Here is a 20,826-nt window from a genome sequence, read left to right as displayed (position 1 = left end):
AATCATTACATTCAATTATGAACAAGACAGAACTTATCAATGCGATAGCTGAAAAATCAGGCTTGAGCAAAGTAGATTCTAAAAAAGCTCTTGAAGCGTTTATCGAATCAGTAACAGGAGAAGTGAAAAATGGTGGTAAAGTTGCTCTAGTTGGCTTTGGAACATTCTCTGTAACTCAAAAAGCTGCAAGAAAAGGTATCAATCCTAGAACTAAAGCTGTTATCAACATTCCAGCTAAAAAAACTGTTAAATTTAAAGCCGGCGCTGATTTGGCAGCTCTATAATCCAGTTTATAAGAAGAAAAAGGAAGTAGGAAATGTTTTCCTACTTTTTTTATGTGTGTAAAGCAGGAAATATCAGGAAAGAAAAAAGTGACATTATGAAACAAAAAGTGACACTTTTCACATACTGCCCTATTGTTACTTATTCTCATTCTACATTATTTTCACTTGTTAACATAATCGTTTCAAAGAACTCTTCATATTAGATAATTCTTTGAATTTTTGATGACGATAAACAGTCCTATACAAGTACTCCTTCATTGAAGTGCCCGGATACATCTTCTTTCCATTCCTTTGGCCAGTCGAAGCGGAGAAAAGGAATTACCGTGCGGGCAATATCCATCACAATAGGGTAAGCGTGCGCATTCTCCCGTATCTCTTCTTTTATGATGTTCTTTCCCTGATCGAATTCCACAAACAGGTTCATTATTATGCTGAATATGATGATCCATTTTGCGCAGCAAAACAATGCTCCGGCAAGCCTGTTGAGGGCAGTCATTTTGATAGCCTCGATAAATGATTCCAATAGTTTGCCGGCAAATAATAAGATAATTATAATTATCAGGAACGCAACAATATAAGAAAGGGGCCCTACTATGTGAGGGGACGCTTGGGTAAGTTCAATTAATTTAGGGGCTAATATTCCTGACAGTTGCCCGGCAAATATGGCACCTAATATAATACCAGCTAATGACGCGATCTGCATCACAAGCCCTGAAAAGAAACCTTTGACAAGGGTAATAATAACTAATATTACAACAACGAGGTCGAACCAATTCATACTTAATGTATTTGCTGTAAAAAAACAAAAGTAAGAATTAAAAATAATTCTTACTTCGTATGTTTTAGCAAAATATCTTTAAAAGATTCTTATTTGCTGTATTCGTCAGAGACAGTAAGTTTAGCTCTTCCTTTTGCCCTGCGTGACGCAAGTACTCTGCGTCCGTTTGCAGTAGCCATTCTGGAGCGAAAACCATGTTTGTTTTTTCTCTTCCTGTTCGATGGTTGAAAAGTCCTTTTCATTGCTATATATTATTTTTCTGTTATAATTTCTTTCCAGATATTCGGGTTGCAAAAATAGGATGTTTATTTAATATAAGCAAGTATATTAACGTTTTATTTTCGCCAAAGTGATAAAACTATAATCATATTTGTGTTTCTCGTCGGTATGAAAATCTTCTTTTTCGATTTCCTGCCATTGTGCCGGGTCTATTTCGGGAAAGAATGTATCAGCTCCCTCAAATTTGTGGTGTATACGTGTCAGGTACAGTTTGTTGGCAAAGTCTATAGCTTTGTTATATATTGTGCCCCCGCCAATGATGAATATCTCCGGTTCATCTTTGCATTGTTCAATTGCCTCTTCTATGGAGGAAACCATTTCGCATCGTTCAAACTGTAAATCTTTGTTCCGGGTGATTACTATATTCCTTCTGTTGGGTAACGCACCCTTAGGAAGCGATTCGAAAGTCTTGCGTCCCATAATTACGGGATGCCCTTCTGTTACCGCCTTGAAGTGCTTCAGGTCGTTAGGCAGATGACAAAGCAGGTTATTGTCCTTGCCTATTGCATTGTTTTCGTCTATTGCGACTATTATTGATTTTACTGGCATGATGCTCCTTTTACTATTTTTTAGTATCCAACGCCGTAGCGATCTTTTCTTCATATCCTTTCTTTACCCTGAATCCATCCCGAATGGATGTACCTCTCGCTTCAACTATTTCAATATTATGTAGTTCTTTTTCATATATTATTTTACCTACACAGGGTAGTTTTTCAAAGCTTCTGCTAGCTACGTCTTCAGGGACATATATACATACGCCGTTTGTCATATATTCCGAAAAACCTGTAGCAATATTCTTTACCTTTATCTCGTAGTATTGGGATGAGTATGGTTTAAGCAAGGCTTCATAAAGCGGGGGGCGTTCTTCGGTAGACGGAACAAGAGTCAAAGTTTTGTAGACAAAGTAGACCGTCCTACTAATACCCATGCAAAATACTAAAGTACTAATGAGAAAAAAAATTCTCAATCCGGCTTTAGGTGCTAACACTGGTTCTTTGCTCCTGTTCGACTGTATTATACAATATAATATAAATATCATTCCTATAATTATACCCAAAGCAAATCGAAAATCTGGAGCGGACAAAAACCAATATACGATGCAACATAAGATTGTACTGTACAATATATAGATGTTCTTATCGACTTTTGTTTTCTTCCATAATCCCCAAATGATAGCAAATGGAGATAATAGTATGATGAGATAAAACACATTTACAATTACTGTACTAATAAACAATATCATATCATTTATATTACTCATATCACCATAATAGAAAAAATACAAAAATGAAGACAAGCCCAGAAATGTATCTTTAGCCCATACAAAAATAAAATTGCGCTGCCACTTTGCTATTGCCTCTGGTATTTTCCAGTCAAAGTCAAACAAATCGATCTCATAAATAGGGTATACAAGGTAGCCAGATACTATAACATTATGCGCTACCCATAATACCATAATAAGTAAAGGAGCAAATACATAAAAGAGGCTTAAAGCATACTTTCTCCTTTTTATTAGCAAAAACAAAAGATATATGCTAATCAAACATAAAGGCAATACTGACAATTTGAAAGTAATGAGTACTACAGGAAGTAGGATTGCAAACAATAACTTCTTTGTTAGTGTTCTAGGATACAGTACAAATCTGGATATATAATAAAAAATGCAAATATTAGGAATAATATCTGAAGATGTATCTGTCAAGCCAACACTGCTCATGAAAAAGAAAATGAACAATAATACTAAAAGTACTATTCTATCAAGTCTGAATTTGGAATTTACAACCTCTATACAAACCCAGCCTATAACAAATGTGAATAATACATCCTGAAACAGGTATAAAGGTTCATTAAACAAAAACCTGAATGTAAATATGGCAGAGATTAAGAAATAGTTGGAATTAAAACCCATCTGGTCTTTGAGATTGCCTATTCCCGGGGTAACCGGATATTCTTCATACCACCTGATATTCTGATAATGATAGTAAATTCCGTCAAACATCATTTCCCGCCATACGACATAAAGCAGAAAAGAGAAGATAAATAACATAAGTGTTATTTTCTGATTTCGGCTAAATGTTGAAAAAGAACACCTTCCTATCCTAAACCATATAAGCAATCTCTTCTTGTTGAAAAACCAGTATATAATACTTATAACAAAATAAGATGCCATTATATAGTGGTTTGAAGGAAGAAAAAAAGACGTTACTGATAGTAGAGTGATAATGAATACTATTCCTAGCATGAAAGTATCGACCACATTATATGTCTCTCTCCTCTTAAAAATCACATTGTACAGGGAGATAAGCATATCTCCAAAAGAAAGTAAGATAAAAGATGTAATTATCCAAGCTACTAATATTGCTAACATATTGTCATTTTTGTGAATGTGTCACTCGTGTCCCATTAAAATTAAAAACAATCCTTTTAAATCACTGAAGCACACCCTATTGTACATAAATTTATATTAAACCAATTTCAATTTTCATCTCTTTAACAAAACCAAATCTCAATACAACAAAGTGCGATGCGACTCCTGTTAGGCAGATGACAAAGCAGGTTGTTGCCCTTGCCTATTGCGTTGTTTTCGTCTATTGCGACTATTATTGATTTTACTGGCATATTATTTAGTTTATAAAACTTTTTTCTAAAAGCTTAATTAAATTCTCCTTAGAAAGACCTCGGTGATAGAACGTGCTTATCGAGAACCCCTTTACCATGTTTTCTTTATCAAGGCGAACTATGAAATAATTATATCCGCCGGACATACCATTGATAGAATTATAGAAAAACGCGTATAATTTCATTACAATAAACCGGTGATCCTTATTTTCTAGATAGAAAATCTTTTCAGGTATATAATTTTCAAGAACTCCCTTTCCCTCAAACTCTTTCGCATAGCGTACAGGAGCGTTATCTCCTACTTTGATGCTATTGGGGATATAACCTTTCTTTATTTTCCCATTTCTGCACACCTCCATTACCCCAAGATTTGTGTCGTGATACATTAATATGCTCAATCCGCCGATTGTTTCATCTATTTTGATTACTCCGTATATTGAGTCTCTCTGCACATCGGGTGTATGACATACATCCAATGCTTTTTCCTCATATATCCATTCCTGCGCGTTTGTTGTTGCAAACAAGGATAGGAAAAGAGTGAATAAAAAGAGTTTTCTCATTCTTTACAGAGTTTGATTTTCACCATATTCCACTCTGTTGCTCCATCAATAAAAGACATAAGCAACCCTTTCCTCATTTATTATTGAGATTATTAACAGGGGTCAGCCCAATCTTTTTTGCTTTCTCTATCAGGTATTTATAAGCCGCGTCATATTCATTGGGAATTACCCCGTCCAGAATAGCATCTTTTATCGACGATTTCAGCCTGCCTACTTCCGCGCTAGGAGCCAAACCGAATATCTCCATAATCTCTTGCCCCATAATAGGCGGCTGAAAATTACGCACATGGTCTTTTTCTTCTATATCTTTCAATTTTTGCCGTACAATTTCAAAATTGCGGAGATAGCGGCGTACCTTATCAGGATTTTTGGATGTGATATCCGCCTCACACAACGTCATCAGGTCGTCGACCTCGTCTCCGGCCTCGAACAACAGACGGCGAACTGCCGAATCGGAAATATCTTCATCTACGAGTACCTGTGGGCGCATGTGTAATGTGACCATCCTCTGCACATATTTCATCTTTTCGTTCAATGGCAGTTTCAGCCTGCGAAAAATTCCCGGAATCATCTTTCCCCCTATAAAATTGTGGTTGTGGAAAGTCCAGCCCAGTTTTTTGTCCCAACGTTTGGTCGCGGGCTTGGCAATATCATGCAATATAGCGGCCCAGCGTAACCACAGGTTGCTTGTCTTCTTCGAGATATTATCCAATACGACAAGCGTATGGTAAAAATTATCCTTATGCCCTACCCCCTCTTTTGTTTCCGCGCCTTTTAGTGCTACCAATTCCGGGAAGATAATAGATAACAGTCCGGTCTGGTCTAGTTGCAGGAGTCCTACAGATGGCTTTGGCGATAAGATTATCTTATTCAGCTCATCTATTACCCGCTCCTTTGAGATAATCTCTATACGGTCTTTATTTCGTGTGATTGCGTCAAAGGTGTCCGGCTCTATATCGAATCCCAGTTGAGACGAAAACCGGATCGCCCTCAGCATACGCAATGGGTCGTCACTGAATGTAATATCCGGGTCGAGCGGCGTACGGATAATCAGGTTCTCCATATCCCGAAGCCCGCCGAAGGGATCGAGCAGTTCTCCAAACCTGTCTCTATTCAGGCAGATAGCCAGAGCGTTGATTGTAAAATCGCGGCGGTTCTGGTCGTCTTCCAGTGTACCGTCTTCTACAATAGGTTTGCGGGAATTGCGTTCGTAAGATTCTTTGCGCGCCCCTACAAATTCTATTTCGGTATCTTTATATTTTATCTGGGCGGTTCCGAAATTCTTAAATACAGAAAGTTTAGCTTTCTTACCCAATGCCTTTTTTATAGCTTCGGCAAGTTCTATTCCTTTGCCCACCGTAACGATATCGATGTCCTTAGACGGGCGGTGCAGGAATATATCGCGCACATAGCCACCGATAGCGTAACATTCGAGATTCATCTCGTCAGCTACACGGGAAACGGTATCGAATACCTCTCCTGAGAATTTCTGTTTTATTATATCATTAAAATCGTTATCTAACATTTTATCTTAAATCTATTGAGCTAAAAAGTGACATTTTCCGAAAACACCAAAACCTTATCAATGAATACTTTGACTATAAAAAGTGACAAAAGTGACACTTTTTTATTGCTTTTCAACGTTACTTTTTTCTCGCAAAGACGCAAAGCCGCAGTTCTTACCATCACTATTTATAACCCACATCTTATGGTTTCTCTATATAAGATAATTTTAGAAAATGTTTAAATTTTATACGAATATTTTATTATACCTTTTTCTTCGTTCATTTTTAGGCTGTTTTTGGCTGTTTTTTCCTTTCTCTCAACTCAAATAGCCCGCTATTATTGTTTCGAGGAAGAAAAAAAGCATCTCTAAAACATCTCTAAAAATTGGAACGAATAAAATTTAAACAGTTTCTTAATCTCTTTCTATAAGCTTTATCACTCCACATACAACACCAATCCTTTCAGATATTCCCCTTCCGGATGATAAATATTGATAGGGTGATCGGCCGGCTGGCTCAACTGGTGCAATATTCTTACACTCCGTCCGGCTAACGCGGCGGCACTGAATACCGCAAGGCGGAAAGCATCTTTGCTGATTACCTGCGAACATGAAAACGTGAAGACGATTCCTCCGGATGCCACTTTCTCAAAGGCGGCGGCATTCAACCGCTTATAACCCTGTAACGCATTCTTGATCGCCCCTCTGTGCTTGGCAAATGCCGGGGGATCGAGTACGATGAGGTCGTAATCGCCCTTGTTGATATTACCCAGAAATTTGAAAGCATCTTCTGCAAATGCCTCATGGCGGTTGTCTTCGGGGAAATTAAGCGCCACATTCTTGTTGGTTAAGGCAATAGCTTTGGCTGAACTATCCACTGAATGAACCAACTTGGCATTACCACGCAAGGCATAGAACGAGAATCCACCTGTATAACAGAACATATTCAGTACAGAACGGTCTTTAGAATATCTTTCAAGCAAAGCACGGTTGTCGCGCTGGTCAACAAAGAAGCCGGTTTTTTGTCCTTTTACCCAGTCGGGATAAAATTTCAATCCGTTTTCAACAGCTATTTCATTTACGTCCTTTCCTCCATACAGATAATCGTTTTCGGCTCCCAGATTGGCTTTATAAGGCAGGGTCGTTTCCGATTTGTAATATACATTTTTCAGGGCGTCTCCCATTATAGCTTTCAGGGCGTCACAAATCATCATCCTCGATTCGTGCATACCTACCGAATGCGATTGTATAACGGCTGTTTCGGCATACACATCGATAATCAGTCCGGGAAGATTGTCTCCTTCGCCATGTACAAGGCGGTATGAATTATTATCAGCGGAAAGTAAACCGATGGATTTTCTGAGTTCCAAAGCTGAAGATAGACGCTTTTTCCAGAAATCAGGATTTATATTTTCTTCCTCAAAAGAGAGAACCCGTACTTCGATACTTCCTATCTGGTAATGTCCTACAGCGATAAATTCGTTATTAGTTGTATATACATTGACGACTTCTCCTTCTGTAAGGTTTTCATCTTTGGACTGTACTGCCCCTGAAAATATCCACGGATGGAAACGTTTAAGGGATTCTTCTTTTTTCGGTTTTAACTTTATCTTTTTATAATTCATAATTTTGAATAACTGTCAAAATGAGAGTTACAAAATTACGTTTTTTATTCCAAGTTGAGAATAAAAACATTTCTAACTTGACAATAACTTGCGCAATATGCGGAAGTAACTATAGCTATCCTTATCGGATTGGGTGTATTTACAGCCTAATGGCTCTTATCAAGCATGGAATGACATACCTTTGGTACGTTCCCGTATAGATACAAAATGTAAATACTACAACTTTATAATCAAAGATGCGCCCCAACGTATCGGTTTTCCTTTTTGAGCGAAATGTTTACTATCCGACTCAAAGAGAAATGTGTTGTAATTCCTGTCCAGAATATTCTTTCCCCAAAGTTCCAGTGTAAACATATTCTTTTCCAGTGCAAGATGGGCGTTTAATGTACCATAAAATCCCTGCGCCATTTCGTTGTCCTCCGCCCAATAAGTCTTTCCTATTCCTGCAAAATTAGTATCGAACGTGAACCTGTCCAGTACAGGGCTATTCTTTATGCCGCATGAGATACTGCCGCCTATGCTGAATGTAGAGCCCGGAGCAAATGGGATATGGTTTCCGGTATAGTCGTTTACTACTTCGCCTTCATTATTTTTTACTTTATAATCCTTGAAGGTAGCGTCTGCCAGCCCGTAATTGGCATACAGGTAAAAACCTTTGCAGGGACGCGCTTTCAAGCCTATTTCGAAGCCTTTGCTTTCCGCCTTTCCCGCATTGCTGACCATGCGGCCTCCGCGGTTGTTTACAAATTGCGTAATCTGCACATCGCGTATATCCATATAATACAAGGCAAAGTTGGCTGAAAGTGTATTTTCCACTATATCTATCTGTCCGCCTAACTCATAATTCCAACTGTATTCGGGCTTGTAAGAGATACGGTCATTGATAGCTGTACTTTTGGCGGAAGACTGTCCTCCTCCCATACTTGGAGGCATCATCCCCATCATTTTGGCTTCGAGGGCTTCCTGTAGCAGGTCGGCGAATATCTGGATATTATTCCCGCCTGTTTTATATCCTTTCGATGCCGAACCATATACATAAGAATTTGCGTTTATCTGGTATTTCAGCACTGCCTTTGGCAACAGTTCAAGGAAATGGGCGGAAGAACTGCCCAAAATGGTGGTATCGGCGGCCATCGATATAGGTTGCGGCATACTTGGTATTGCCACATCAAAATTAGCGACAGTCTGAGCATTGTATTTCAGTTTTGTCTTTTCATAATCGAGGCGAAGCCCCAGGGTAAGCGATAGTCCTTTTGTCAGCAGGTTATTGAATGTAGATTGGTGGAATGCCGCCAGCCCGTAAGTCGGACGCCTATATTGCCCGTTCAGGTCAATCTGCTCATCGGTAAAAGTTATCGGTGCGCCTACGGCCGTCAAGGGCGCCTGCAAGTACTTCTGTATCCCGTCTTTCATCATATACACAGGCGGGGTCGTATGCAGGTAATCATAAAATCCATATCCTCCGAACGACCACTGATAATCGGATACCTTGGTCGATTTTATGGTTACTTCCTGGCTCAGTGAATTCTGCCTTTGCTTTTGATTTATCCGGAATACCGACAGGCGTGTATAATCCTGATCCATATTCATTTCATCATTCAGGTACTGATAGCCGGTGGTCGAGTTTATCTCATACCCATGTCCGGCATACCGCAAGGCGAGTCCGTTAGTCAGTAATTTCCTTTTGTAATAACTATCAGAGTTGTAGTCGATGTCTCCGGTTTCGATATCCGCATAAGGGAATGCCCCCTGATCTACATAATCGAAACTGACGGAGTATGTCGCCGACAAACGGGGTGTAATATCCCATACAAATTTGGCGCGCCCTCCGGCATTCTTCATATCATCTACTTTTTTGCCCGTATAGAGGTTCTCAAAATACCCGTCATCCTGTTTGTAGTATCCTCCGACGGAGAATCCCATTTTGTCATTCAGGCGTTGGTAATGCGAGATATTTCCGGAGAATTGTCCGTGGTTGCCGCCGCCTGCTTTTATAGTAGTACCTTCGTAAGTGAGAGGGGAATATGTATAAACGTTGATAATCCCGCCCATAGCATTACGTCCGTACAACGTACCCTGTGTTCCCCTCAATACTTCCACCCGCTGGATATCGAACAATTCGGAATCGAAAGAGGTGGTATTGAAATATGGGATATTATCTACATACATGCTTACCGTCTGGTCTCCCGAACGGGCGCCGATACCTCTGATATAAAGCGGAGCCGTCATTTTTGAACCATAATCGGCTGCAAAATAATTGGGAACAATGGCGCTCAGGTCTTTTATCGAATGTATCTGTAGCGCGTCCAGATTCTTCGGTGAGAATACAGAGACGGCGGCAGGCAAAGATTTCAGGCTGTTTGTCTCCTTTGTGGACGAAAGGACGACAATGTCATATTTCAGTTCGGTGTATAATGTATCTTTAGGTACTCCGCCTTTAGCGTTTACGACAAGGGAAGGCAGTAATAAAAATACAACAAAAGTCAATTTTTTAATCGGGCAATATATTTTCATAGATTTTATTTATTGAAAGTGCAAAGGAAAAAAATTCCTTAATATCTATCAATCACTAGATGTAGTGATTTGGAGACAAATCCTTATCTTGCGAAAAAAACAGGATAAATGGGAGATGTAAAGATTCCGGGTAAAATAAGATATGGCTGGCGGGAGGTCATCTATATTGAAGTACCTGCAGGTAAAGATTTTGACAAAGATATATTTCAGAGTATAACAGAGTTGCACAAACCTTTTATTCCTAGAGCCGGCAGTGTAATAAATAAGAACTTTGTAATAATTCCTCCTGATGGCATTTCCTATTCCGGGCTGTCATACAATGAAGATATTGAGGGCTGGCGACAACAGATTTTTCTGGGAGCAAAACAGCTGGGATTGAAGATCGGAATCATTGTAGATAGAAAGGATTTTGTAACTTCGCACGGCATAACGTATAATCTGAAAGATTGTACCTTTGAAAGGTATAACTTCTACGATGCAAACTGGAATTTAGTTACCTCAAGAACGCCGGTAAACAAAGAAGACATTCTATAAACTATAAAAATGGCAAACGCAAAATATTATACAAAAGGAGAAGAGACAGCAAACACCGTATCGCATGCCGCCGGTATCGTGTTGGGTATCGTGGGAGGGTACATTCTGTTGTCGGCCGCAATCACCAGTGGCAACAACTGGGCAGTAGGCAGTGTTGTCGGATATTTGTTCGGTATGCTGGCATCTTATGTTACTTCCACCTGCTATCATGGTTGCAGACACGAGCAGCGGAAAGAACTGCTCCGTAAATTCGATCATGGCGCCATTTATCTGCATATAGCAGGTACTTACGTGCCTTTTACCCTGATTGTCCTTCGCAACGAAGGTGTATGGGGATGGGGGCTTTTTATATTTATCTGCCTGGCCGCTATTGCCGGGCTGATAATGAGTTTTACAAAGCTGAAGTCTCACAGCAACCTTGAAACGGTCTGCTTTGTACTGATGGGCTGCGCTATTCTGGTTGCGTTCAAGCCGCTCTATGATGTTCTGTCTGGCATAGGGCGTATCAGCGCATTATACTGGCTGATAGGAGGAGGTGCCGCCTATATTGTGGGTGCGTTGTTTTATTCGTGGACAAAGCGGAGATATATGCACACGGTCTTTCATCTCTTTGTGCTGATGGGGAGTGTGTGCCATATAGTAGCCATATATACTATTCTGTAGCATCTACGGTTTATCCAGATATTTGATATAATTGATAACGGCCCTAATATCCATATATGTACATTCTTTGGGCAGTTCCTCCTTGATGGCGGATAGCGATGTGTCCGGATCCTTCTCTTTCAATATGGGGAGCAGGTACTGCACTTTATTATCGGGTACTAACTGAAGAATATCCAGTTCTCCTGTAAGGATAAAACTTACCAGATGCCCCTCTATAGTTGTTGGCGCCAGGTTTCTTTCCGCCGCTATTTCCTTTACAGATTTTCCTTCGTTAAAGAGTGAAAGGCTTAGCCGGTGGCTGTCTCCTTTTTGCGGTTTGGTTTTCTCTTTAGGGGTGACTTCTTCGGGTATTTCTATTATTGAAAAGGCTAAGCCCCCGGTAAGTTCCAGGTTCCCGTAGTTTATATGTTCTATTTTAGATAATAGCCTGAGCAAAGTATTGTATATTTCTGTCGCCTTGTTCAGGTATCCTTTTACTTTCGATTTGGTTTTGAATCTTTCCAGGTGTATCGCCAGTGGGCAGATAATGCATTCCGACACATCCTTGTGGAAATACATGGCGGCTTTTTGCACCCTGTCCTTTAACCTGTTTATATCGGGATTAGGAACAGATAGTATTTTACTTAGTTCTTTTATGAAATTACGTGCTATTTCCTGTTGTTCCACAGCCTTACTGCACATTTGCGCAATCATGGACTGTACTTCTTCCTGATTCGGTATTTTCTTTGCCGTTGCCAGTTCATTTAATGCATGTAAGCTTCGTATAAACGGTGTCCAATCGAAGTATTTAATTAACTGAGTGGCGCAATAACGGGGTTTCTCCCTATTTAATACTTCCATCAGGTGTATCTGGTCTTGCTCTTTTTTTGCAAATTCTATGGCAAAAGGGTCGGTACTGATGCTCTGTGATGTGATATGTGAATAGAGCACAATACCATTAAGGGATGTACAGCGGCTGAGAGCCACATATACCTGCCCTGCGGCAAAGGCCTGCCCTGCGTCTATCACTATACGGTCGAAAGTCAATCCCTGGCTTTTATGAATGGTAATAGCCCAAGCCAGACGTATAGGATACTGGGTAAATGAGCCCAACTCTTCTTCCTCTATTTCTCCCGATTCCTCATTCAGCGTGTAGCGTACGTTTTTCCATGAGTCGTGTTCCAGTTCCATCTCCTCTCCATTCTCGAATTTTACCAGAATGAAATCTTCCTTCAGTTCTTTTACAGTTGCCAGTTTACCGTTGTAGTAGCGGCGGTTTTCCCCACTGTCATTCTTTACAAACATGATTTGCGCCCCTTCTTTCAAGACCAAATCATGTTCGGCAGGCAGCGAGTTTTCTGAGAAATCTCCTTTTATCTGTCCTTTGAAGGTATATTCTTTGCCTGGCAGTTTGGCTATTTCTTCATTGTTTATGCGGTCTGCCTTGTAGTTGTGCGTACACAGGGTAATATAGCTGTTTTCGTTGCCAGGCCTGAACGAAGGGTTGTATTGCCTGTTCAGTACCTGTAAATCCTGCTGGGTGGTACAATTGTTTCGTACACGGTTCAGGATATCTATAAACTGCTGATCCTGCTGCCTGTATATTTTTTTAAGTTCTATATAGAGCAGGGGATAATCTTCGAGAGCCTGCGCATGAAAGAAAAACGGCGATGGATAATAATGCTTTAATTGTTCCCATTCTGCTGTTTGCACGACTGGGGGTAGTTGGAACATATCGCCGATAAAGAGCATCTGCACTCCTCCGAAAGGCAATGGTATATTGCGGTACCTGCGCAGCAGGTAATCGATGGCATCGAGCATATCCGCCCGTAGCATACTCACTTCATCTATAATGAGTAAATCCAGCTCGCGCAACATCTCAATCTTTGATTTCCGCAGTTTGAAATGGTAATCGAGTTTCTTTTTCCCTTCAAAATTTGGGATAAAAGGTTCGAATGGTAATTGCAATAGCGAATGCAGGGTAACCCCTCCGGCATTAATAGCCGCTACGCCTGTAGGAGCGGCTGTTATTATATTTTTATCCGAAGTTTTCCGTATGTGGTGCAGGAATGTGGTTTTACCCGTCCCGGCTTTTCCTGTAAGAAAAACCGACTGGGAAGTATGTTTGACAATATCAGTAGCCAATTCAAAAACCTTATTGACAGATGCATCCATTATTTGATAATTATTTCAATCAGAATTACAAATATAACTCTTATTTTTGTATGACTGAACCTAAACTTAAGGGCTATGGTAAAATATATTTCAGGCTTCTTATTTGCGCTTCTTTTCACATCATGCGTAACAACCAATGTTGTGTCAATCGATGTGCGTGAACCGGCTATCGTATCGTTTGATGATCCCCAGACAAAGAAAGTGATAATCGTAAATAACAGTGCGTCGCAGGCAGATGAAGATGTGCAGGCTAACGGGGAAAAACAGGCTGAAATATCGGTAATATCCACCGATAGCGCTAAAATATTGCTTATAAACTCTCTGTCTCAATATATGGGTGAGGAGAAATATTTCTCAGGAGTAGAGATTTATCCGCATGAGACTAATCGGGGAAAAGCCAGCGATATTAAACCCTTATCCGCAAGGAATGTGCAAACCATCTGCAGAGAGAAAAACGCGGATATCCTTATTTCCCTCGACTTGTTTGTTGTCTCTGCCGAACTGGAGTCTGTGAATGTAGACTATTTCAATAACTACAATCTGCTCAGTTCCAAATTGGGCGCCTTATTAAGAGTATATGCTATGGATGGCAGCCGGTTGGCTCCACCTATAGCCCATGTGGATAGCCTCTACAGGGAGGCCTCCATCACATGGAACAATATAAAGAACAGTATCCCCGAAATTAACGACCTGGTTACTGAAATAACAATGAAGGCTGCGGATGAACTTACAGGGACTATTATCCCCTCTTGGTCTACTCAAACCCGCTGGTATTATTCTGATAACTCAGGAGATATGAAAAATGCGGCGAAGCTTGCCGGAGCAGGAAAATGGTTAGAGGCTGCCGACATTTGGGGAACCTTATACGATAAGGAAAAAAATATAACTAAAAAGATACGGTTGGCTTCTAATCTAGCCCTTGCGAACGAATATCTCGATGATGTAGGAAATGCATTGAGCTGGATTAATGTGGCGTATGACCTGATCGAAAATAAGGATAAATCCCTTTTAGCCAAACAAGTCGCGTTCTATAGACAATTCCTGATAAAGAGAGAGGATAGTATGTATAAACTATATCAGCAACTAGGCATAGAGGAGGATACTGATGAGTAAAGTCCGTTCTTTCGGATTGCAAAGACGATAAGACGGTAGCAAATGTGTAAATTAGCAACCAACTAATCTACACATCTGCAATATGCTAATTTACTTTTCTACATCCTGTCCGGAACTTCTATTCCCAAAAGCGACATTCCGCTTTTTACTACCCGCGCAACATTATTAGAGAGCATCAGCCTGAAATTCTTCAAGTCTGCATTTTCCTCTTTCAGTATCGTATAGTCGTGATAGAACTGGTTGTATTCCTTCGTCAGCTCGTAGATGTAATTTGCGATCAGCGCAGGGTTATACTCATCTCCCGCTTCTTTAATTATAGCGGCATAATCAGCGACAAGTTGAACAAGATTTTCCTCTTTTACACTGAGTGCAGTATCTGTCGCCAACGTTTCAGGGATAGCCATATCCAGTTCAGCAGCTTTTCTCAGTACTGACTGTATACGTGCATACGTGTATTGGATAAAAGGACCTGTATTGCCGTTAAAATCAATTGATTCCTTCGGGTTGAAAGTCATATTCTTTTTGGGGTCTACTTTGAGAATAAAGTATTTAAGTGCGCCCATGCCCACTATTCTTGCTATATTGTTGGCTTCATCTTCACTTACTCCATCCAGTTTTCCCAATTCTTCGGATGTTTCTTTAGCTGTAGCTACCATTTCATCTATCAGGTCGTCCGCATCAACTACTGTTCCTTCACGCGACTTCATCTTACCTTCGGGCAATTCTACCATGCCATACGAGAAGTGTACAAGCCCCTTGCCAAATTCGAAGCCCAGCTTATCCAACAGTATGGACAGAACCTGAAAATGATAGTTTTGCTCATTTCCTACCACATATACCATCGTGTTGATCGGGTAATCGTCGAAGCGGAGTTTGGCTGTACCTATATCCTGTGTCATGTACACAGATGTACCGTCACTTCTGAGCAATAACTTGTGGTCTAAGCCTTCGTTTGTGAGGTCTGCCCAAACCGAGCCATCTTCCTTTTTGTAGAATGTCCCTTTTTCTAAACCGGTCAGTACAGTCTCTTTGCCATCGAGGTATGTTTGCGATTCGTAATATATCTTATCGAAGCCTACGCCAAGCCTCTTGTATGTTTCATCAAATCCGGCATATACCCACGAGTTCATTTTCTCCCATAGCGACACGGTTTCCATATCGCCGGATTCCCACAGGCGAAGCATATTGCGGGCTTCCGCCATCAGGGAAGATTGGGCTTCCGCTTCTTCTTTCGACAGCCCTTTTGCCTGAAGGTCTGCTAATTCGGCTTTATAATGCTTATCGAACATCACATAGTAATCGCCAACGAGATGATCTCCCTTTTTACCGCTCGATTCGGGAGTTTCGCCGTTTCCCCACTTCTGCCATGCGAGCATCGATTTGCAGATGTGGATACCTCTGTCGTTTACTATATTTGTCTTTACTACTTTATTCCCGTTCGCTTTCAGCACTTCCGACAGGGCAAAGCCAAGCAGGTTGTTGCGTATATGTCCGAGGTGCAGCGGTTTATTTGTATTGGGCGAAGAATATTCTACCATTACCAATGGAGCATCGGGTGTTACTTCTTTTATCCCATAATTCTCCGTTGCGTTCACGTCATTCAATAATTCCAGCCAGCATGAAGTAGCGACAGATAGGTTCAGAAAACCTTTGATAACATTGAAGCGGCTTACTTCATCTGTATTCGCCTGTAGCCACTCCCCTATTTCCTGTGCGGTTTGTTCCGGCCCTTTCTTAGACATCTTTAAGAAGGGGAAGACCACTAACGTATAATGCCCTTCAAACTCTTTTTTCGTTTTCTGTAAAGATAATTGCTCCGGAGCCACCGCCTGTCCGTAGAGGGCTTCAATAGCTTTGATAACTGCATCCTGTAGTTTTACTTCTAATTTCATATACTATTTAGGAATTACTTTTATTTAGCTTGCAAAATTAAGAAAAAAGTACCTATAAGGCTGATAGTTGAGTAAAAATAATGAGTTTCGCTGCAATTTGCATCCTTTTTTAGCGTGTGGGTATACCTTAACCTAATAAATATCAAATCCCTAAAAGAGTAAAGTACTATTGTTTTCTTCAAAACATAGACAACAAAAGTGATCCGAAATTACTCCAACTATCCATGTCACTTTTTTCAAACTAAGTAACTGCTTAAATTTTATTCGTTCAAAATTTAAACAGTTACTAAGTAGTGTAACAAATAACGGCTGCAATGAACTCCATTGCAGCCGTTATACATTAGTCGGTTATATCTTATTTAAATCTGATTGCCGATTGAGCAGCTGCCAGACGTGCGATAGGCACACGGTAAGGAGAACAGCTCACATAGTTGAGACCTACACAGTGGCAGAATTCGATAGAAGAAGGTTCGCCTCCATGCTCGCCGCAAATACCTACCTTCATATTCGGACGGGTCTGACGGCCTTTGGTTACGGCAGACTGTATCAATTGTCCGACACCTTCGCGGTCTATTGCCTGGAATGGGTCTTCTTTAAGGATTCCTTTTTCCAGATAGATAGGAAGGAACTTACCAACGTCGTCACGAGAGAATCCGAATGTCATCTGAGTAAGGTCATTCGTACCTAATGAGAAGAACTCGGCAGATTCGGCCAGCTTATCGGCAGTGATGGTTGCACGAGGTGTTTCCACCATTGTACCCACTTCATAGTCAATCTTATCGCCCATTTCCGCAAATACTTTCTCTGCTGTGGCACGGATAATATTTTCCTGATACTTCATTTCAGTTAATGATGTAGTCAGCGGAACCATGATCTCAGGATGGGTGTCAATACCTTTTTTCTTCAAAGCCAAAGCAGCCTGCAAGATGGCGCGTGTCTGCATTTCGGTAATTTCAGGATAAGTATTGGCCAGACGGCAACCACGGTGCCCCAGCATCGGATTTACTTCATGCAAGGCGGATATCTTTTGTTTAACCTTGCTTTCCGAAATTTGCATTGCTTCTACCATTTCTTCTATACCCTTAATGTCATGAGGTAAGAACTCATGCAAAGGCGGGTCTAATAAGCGTACGGTTACAGGTAGTCCCTGCATGGCTGTGAATATACCTTCAAAGTCTTTCTGCTGCAATGGGAGAAGTTTTTTCAACGCCTCTTTGCGTTCCTCTGTTGTGTCAGCCAGAATCATTTCGCGCATGGCGATAATCTTATCCCCTTCGAAGAACATGTGTTCTGTACGGCACAATCCGATTCCGATAGCCCCGAAGTTGCGTGCAACCTCAGCATCATGCGGAGTATCGGCATTCGCTCTTACTTTCAGGCGTGTATATTTGTCGGTCAATTTCATCATTTCGGCAAAGTCAGCGCTTAATTCGGCGTCTTTCGTACCTACTTTTCCGTCATATACTTCCCCGGTAGTACCGTTTATAGAAATCCAGTCGCCTTCGCGGTATTCGCGTTCGCCTACCATCAGCGAACGTCTCTTATAGTTGATACGCAGATCGGACACGCCCGATACGCAGCATTTACCCATACCACGGGCAACTACGGCAGCATGCGACGTCATACCTCCGCGGGCGGTAAGGATACCTTCGGCTACAGCCATACCTTTGAGGTCTTCGGCAGCAGTCTCTATGCGGACAAGGATTACTTTCTTATTCTTATGGTGGCTTGTCTGCCATTCTGCATCATCGGCGAAGAATACGATCTGACCTGTAGCAGCACCCGGAGATGCAGGAAGGCCTTTTGCTATTACAACGGCTTCTTTCAGTGCTTTAGGTTCAAATATAGGGTGCAATAGTTCATCTATCTTCTGAGGTTCGACACGCAACAAGGCTTCTTCTTCGGATATCAATCCTTCGCTTAACATATCCATCGCGATCTTCACAGCGGCAGCGCCTGTGCGTTTTCCGCTACGTGTTTGCAGCAGCCACAGTTTACCATCCTGGATAGTGAACTCAAGGTCTTGCATATCTTTGTAATGCAATTCAAGTTTTTTCTGTATTTCGTTCAGGCTCTTGAATGTCTCAGGCATTACTTCTTCCAGAGAAAGCCCTCTTTGCTTTCTTTCTTCTTCGGTAACTCCCTGTTGCCTTGCCCAGTCGTAAGAGCCCTGCAATGTAATTTGCTGAGGTGTACGTGTACCTGCAACCACATCTTCGCCTTGTGCATTGATAAGGAATTCGCCGTTGAATACACCTTCTCCGGTAGCGGCATTGCGTGTAAAGGCAACTCCCGAACCTGAATTATCATTCATATTGCCGAATACCATCGCCTGTACATTTACGGCAGTACCCCATTCGGCAGGTATGTTGTTCAGTTTGCGGTAGAAAATAGCGCGTTCGTTCATCCAGCTTTCAAATACAGCCATGATAGCGTTCCAAAGCTGAGTCCAAGGGTCTGTAGGGAAATCTTGTCCTGTTTTTTCCTTAATCACTTTCTTGAAGCGTACAACAAGTTCTTGCAGGTCTTCTGTTTTAAACTCAGAGTCCTGAGTGATGCCTTTCTTTTCTTTTAGTTCGTCGATGATCTCTTCAAATATATCTTCATCGTCTTTTTCTACCGGTTTCAATCCCATTACCACGTCTCCGTACATCTGGATAAAACGGCGGTAAGAATCCCATGCAAAGCGTGGCGTTCCTGATTTACGGGCAATGGCTTCTACAGCCTTTTCGTTCAATCCCAGATTGAGGATGGTGTCCATCATTCCCGGCATGGATGCTCTTGCGCCGGAACGAACAGATACTAAAAGTGGATTTTCTTCGTCTCCGAATTTTGGGCCGCCCACCACGTGCTCTATATGTTGTATTGCTGCTTTTACTTCATTTGTCAGAAGTTTAATAACATTCTCTTTTCCCTCTGTGTAAAACAGGTTACAAACTTCTGTAGTAATCGTAAATCCAGGAGGTACAGGTATTCCCATCAGGCTCATTTCAGCCAAGTTAGCACCTTTTCCACCTAATAACTCCTTCATTTTCGCGTTTCCCTCGGTAACTGTACCGCCAAAGACATAAACTGACTTTTCACTCATACTGTAAAGATTTTTAAAAGGTTAGATAATATTATTTAACGTGTTCATGATCGTTGTATAGTGCAAAAAATCGATTGACTACCTGATATAGCCAATCGATTTCAATATTAGGAAAAAATAATCGGAAAACAAAGGATTTTAGCGTAAATTAATATGGTTATAAAACATATGAGAAACCCACCATAATGATGTAAATCCGTAGGGACAGGGCTCTGCCCTGTCCGTTTATCCAAACGGTTGCGATATTATTTACGGACAGGGTAGAACTGCGGACAGGGTAGAGCCCTGTCCCTACGGGTGGATGAATCGTAGGGGCGACCTGCCGGTCGCCCGAAATGAACAATGAAAACTGTATCAACGGGCGACCGGCAAGTCGCCCCTACGACAGGGGGGAAATTCGTTTGTTCCCGCAGGCAGAACCAACCACCTGCGGGATATAAAGCCCCTCCTTGCCTCCCCGGAGGGGAGGAACCTACTCTCCCCCCTGAGNAGGGGGCGGTTTGGTAAGTGTTTCCGGTAACTCCTTACCGGCGGGACAACCTATGGCATACTTCCATACCGGTATTCTAATGCCGGCCAAGACAGGCATACCATAGTCCGCCATCTTGCATATAGTTAGGTAAGAGCAAGGGGGAATTTTAAGCGTCCCCTTGCGCCCTTACGTGCTCAGGGCACACTTAATAACTCCTGACACAACGCACATAGAAGTCGTTCGACTTGCTATACCTGCCATCCGAGAACTGGTTGAAGAAGTCCCAGGCCCACACGTTGGTAGCATTGAGCTCGTGACTACTCCAGTAATTGGCAGTATGCAGGTTCTGAGTGTCGAGTGCGGAAGTAGGCTGGGTAGACAGTGCAGCATGGATACTTTGCAATGCGCCCAACTCGGCAACAGTAGGAAGCCTCCAACCCATACTGCGGTGTTCGGCATCGATGTAACTTACTGTACCTACGTAACCGTTACCGCATGCATTTGCAGCATTATTCCATATAGCTCTGGCGTCAGTCTTGTAGAAACAAACATCCTTACCAGTAGCTTCGAACTTAGCGGATGTTTGTGTAAAAGTCAGGGAAGACGATGTTTTCAAATAACCATTTGCATCCAGCGCAGACGGCAACACCGTATACTCCCCGCCGATAGCAAAATATCCCGGGCAACAAGTACAATCTTGCACCGATATATCAAGCTTAAGCATCACATCGGTACCCAAGCCGTCCG

General features: G+C 41.6%; 17 protein-coding genes. 5 read left to right on the top strand and 12 right to left on the bottom strand.

Features of this window, described 5'->3' with window-relative positions; translation table 11 throughout:
• The first annotated feature begins 17 nt into the window (after positions 1 to 17).
• Positions 18 to 284 (top strand): HU family DNA-binding protein, encoded by a 267-nt coding sequence (locus D0T84_RS14745; protein ID WP_163308625.1) that lies wholly within the window; start codon positions 18 to 20, stop codon positions 282 to 284.
• A 238-nt stretch (positions 285 to 522) separates the two neighbouring features.
• Here the strand turns inward: D0T84_RS14745 and D0T84_RS14740 are convergent, their stop codons facing one another.
• From D0T84_RS14740 to D0T84_RS14725, 4 genes are all read right to left on the bottom strand, one after another.
• Positions 523 to 1,062 carry a CvpA family protein gene (locus D0T84_RS14740; RefSeq protein ID WP_163308624.1) on the bottom strand — a complete coding sequence of 180 codons (540 nt, stop codon included), beginning with the start codon at positions 1,060 to 1,062 and terminating at the stop codon, positions 523 to 525.
• An 89-nt stretch (positions 1,063 to 1,151) separates the two neighbouring features.
• Complete coding sequence (gene rpmH, locus D0T84_RS14735) at positions 1,152 to 1,304, bottom strand: 50S ribosomal protein L34 (protein ID WP_006841928.1); 153 nt, start codon at positions 1,302 to 1,304, stop codon at positions 1,152 to 1,154.
• 85 nt (positions 1,305 to 1,389) lie between these two features.
• Positions 1,390 to 1,890, bottom strand: a complete 501-nt coding sequence (locus D0T84_RS14730) for a dihydrofolate reductase (RefSeq protein ID WP_163308623.1) — start codon at positions 1,888 to 1,890, stop codon at positions 1,390 to 1,392.
• A 13-nt stretch (positions 1,891 to 1,903) separates the two neighbouring features.
• Positions 1,904 to 2,230: a hypothetical protein gene (locus D0T84_RS14725; RefSeq protein WP_163308622.1), complete on the bottom strand. Its 327-nt coding sequence runs from the start codon at positions 2,228 to 2,230 to the stop codon at positions 1,904 to 1,906.
• A gap of 58 nt (positions 2,231 to 2,288) precedes the next feature.
• On the opposite strand from D0T84_RS14725, the gene D0T84_RS14720 reads away from it, so the two are divergent.
• A complete protein-coding gene (locus D0T84_RS14720) occupies positions 2,289 to 2,471 on the top strand; it encodes a hypothetical protein (protein WP_163308621.1) in 183 nt (60 codons plus the stop codon).
• 1,494 nt (positions 2,472 to 3,965) lie between these two features.
• Here the strand turns inward: D0T84_RS14720 and D0T84_RS14710 are convergent.
• From D0T84_RS14710 to D0T84_RS14695, 4 genes are all read right to left on the bottom strand, one after another.
• Complete coding sequence (locus tag D0T84_RS14710) at positions 3,966 to 4,520, bottom strand: hypothetical protein (protein WP_163308620.1); 555 nt, start codon at positions 4,518 to 4,520, stop codon at positions 3,966 to 3,968.
• Positions 4,521 to 4,593: 73 nt separating this feature from the next.
• Positions 4,594 to 6,045: a CCA tRNA nucleotidyltransferase gene (locus D0T84_RS14705; protein ID WP_163308619.1), complete on the bottom strand. Its 1,452-nt coding sequence runs from the start codon at positions 6,043 to 6,045 to the stop codon at positions 4,594 to 4,596.
• 416 nt (positions 6,046 to 6,461) lie between these two features.
• On the bottom strand, positions 6,462 to 7,649 hold the full coding sequence (locus D0T84_RS14700) for a class I SAM-dependent rRNA methyltransferase (RefSeq protein WP_163308618.1): 1,188 nt from the start codon (positions 7,647 to 7,649) through the stop codon (positions 6,462 to 6,464).
• A 216-nt stretch (positions 7,650 to 7,865) separates the two neighbouring features.
• Positions 7,866 to 10,163 carry a TonB-dependent receptor gene (locus D0T84_RS14695; RefSeq protein WP_163308617.1) on the bottom strand — a complete coding sequence of 766 codons (2,298 nt, stop codon included), beginning with the start codon at positions 10,161 to 10,163 and terminating at the stop codon, positions 7,866 to 7,868.
• A gap of 108 nt (positions 10,164 to 10,271) precedes the next feature.
• On the opposite strand from D0T84_RS14695, the gene D0T84_RS14690 reads away from it, so the two are divergent.
• Complete coding sequence (locus D0T84_RS14690) at positions 10,272 to 10,697, top strand: hypothetical protein (RefSeq protein ID WP_163308616.1); 426 nt, start codon at positions 10,272 to 10,274, stop codon at positions 10,695 to 10,697.
• Positions 10,698 to 10,706: 9 nt separating this feature from the next.
• A complete protein-coding gene (locus D0T84_RS14685) occupies positions 10,707 to 11,360 on the top strand; it encodes a hemolysin III family protein (protein WP_163308615.1) in 654 nt (217 codons plus the stop codon).
• Between the two features lie 3 nt (positions 11,361 to 11,363).
• Here the strand turns inward: D0T84_RS14685 and D0T84_RS14680 are convergent, their stop codons facing one another.
• Entirely contained in the window at positions 11,364 to 13,514 is a 2,151-nt protein-coding gene (locus D0T84_RS14680) for a helix-turn-helix domain-containing protein (protein WP_163308614.1), read from the bottom strand.
• 75 nt (positions 13,515 to 13,589) lie between these two features.
• On the opposite strand from D0T84_RS14680, the gene D0T84_RS14675 reads away from it, so the two are divergent.
• Positions 13,590 to 14,627, top strand: a complete 1,038-nt coding sequence (locus D0T84_RS14675; RefSeq protein ID WP_163308613.1) for a DUF6340 family protein — start codon at positions 13,590 to 13,592, stop codon at positions 14,625 to 14,627.
• A 98-nt stretch (positions 14,628 to 14,725) separates the two neighbouring features.
• Here D0T84_RS14675 and argS read toward each other — a convergent pair whose 3' ends face one another.
• The 3 genes from argS to D0T84_RS14660 all read right to left on the bottom strand — a co-directional run.
• Entirely contained in the window at positions 14,726 to 16,519 is a 1,794-nt protein-coding gene (argS, locus tag D0T84_RS14670; RefSeq protein WP_163308612.1) for an arginine--tRNA ligase, read from the bottom strand.
• Positions 16,520 to 16,874: 355 nt separating this feature from the next.
• A complete protein-coding gene (gene ppdK, locus D0T84_RS14665; RefSeq protein ID WP_163308611.1) occupies positions 16,875 to 19,607 on the bottom strand; it encodes a pyruvate, phosphate dikinase in 2,733 nt (910 codons plus the stop codon).
• A gap of 677 nt (positions 19,608 to 20,284) precedes the next feature.
• A partial coding sequence (locus D0T84_RS14660) for a DUF1566 domain-containing protein (RefSeq protein WP_163308610.1) occupies positions 20,285 to 20,826 on the bottom strand: 542 nt, incomplete at its 5' end.

The organism is Dysgonomonas sp. 521 (assembly GCF_010501055.1).
Classification (GTDB): Bacteria; Bacteroidota; Bacteroidia; order Bacteroidales; family Dysgonomonadaceae; genus Dysgonomonas.
This window is presented reverse-complemented; position numbering and strand designations above follow the sequence as displayed.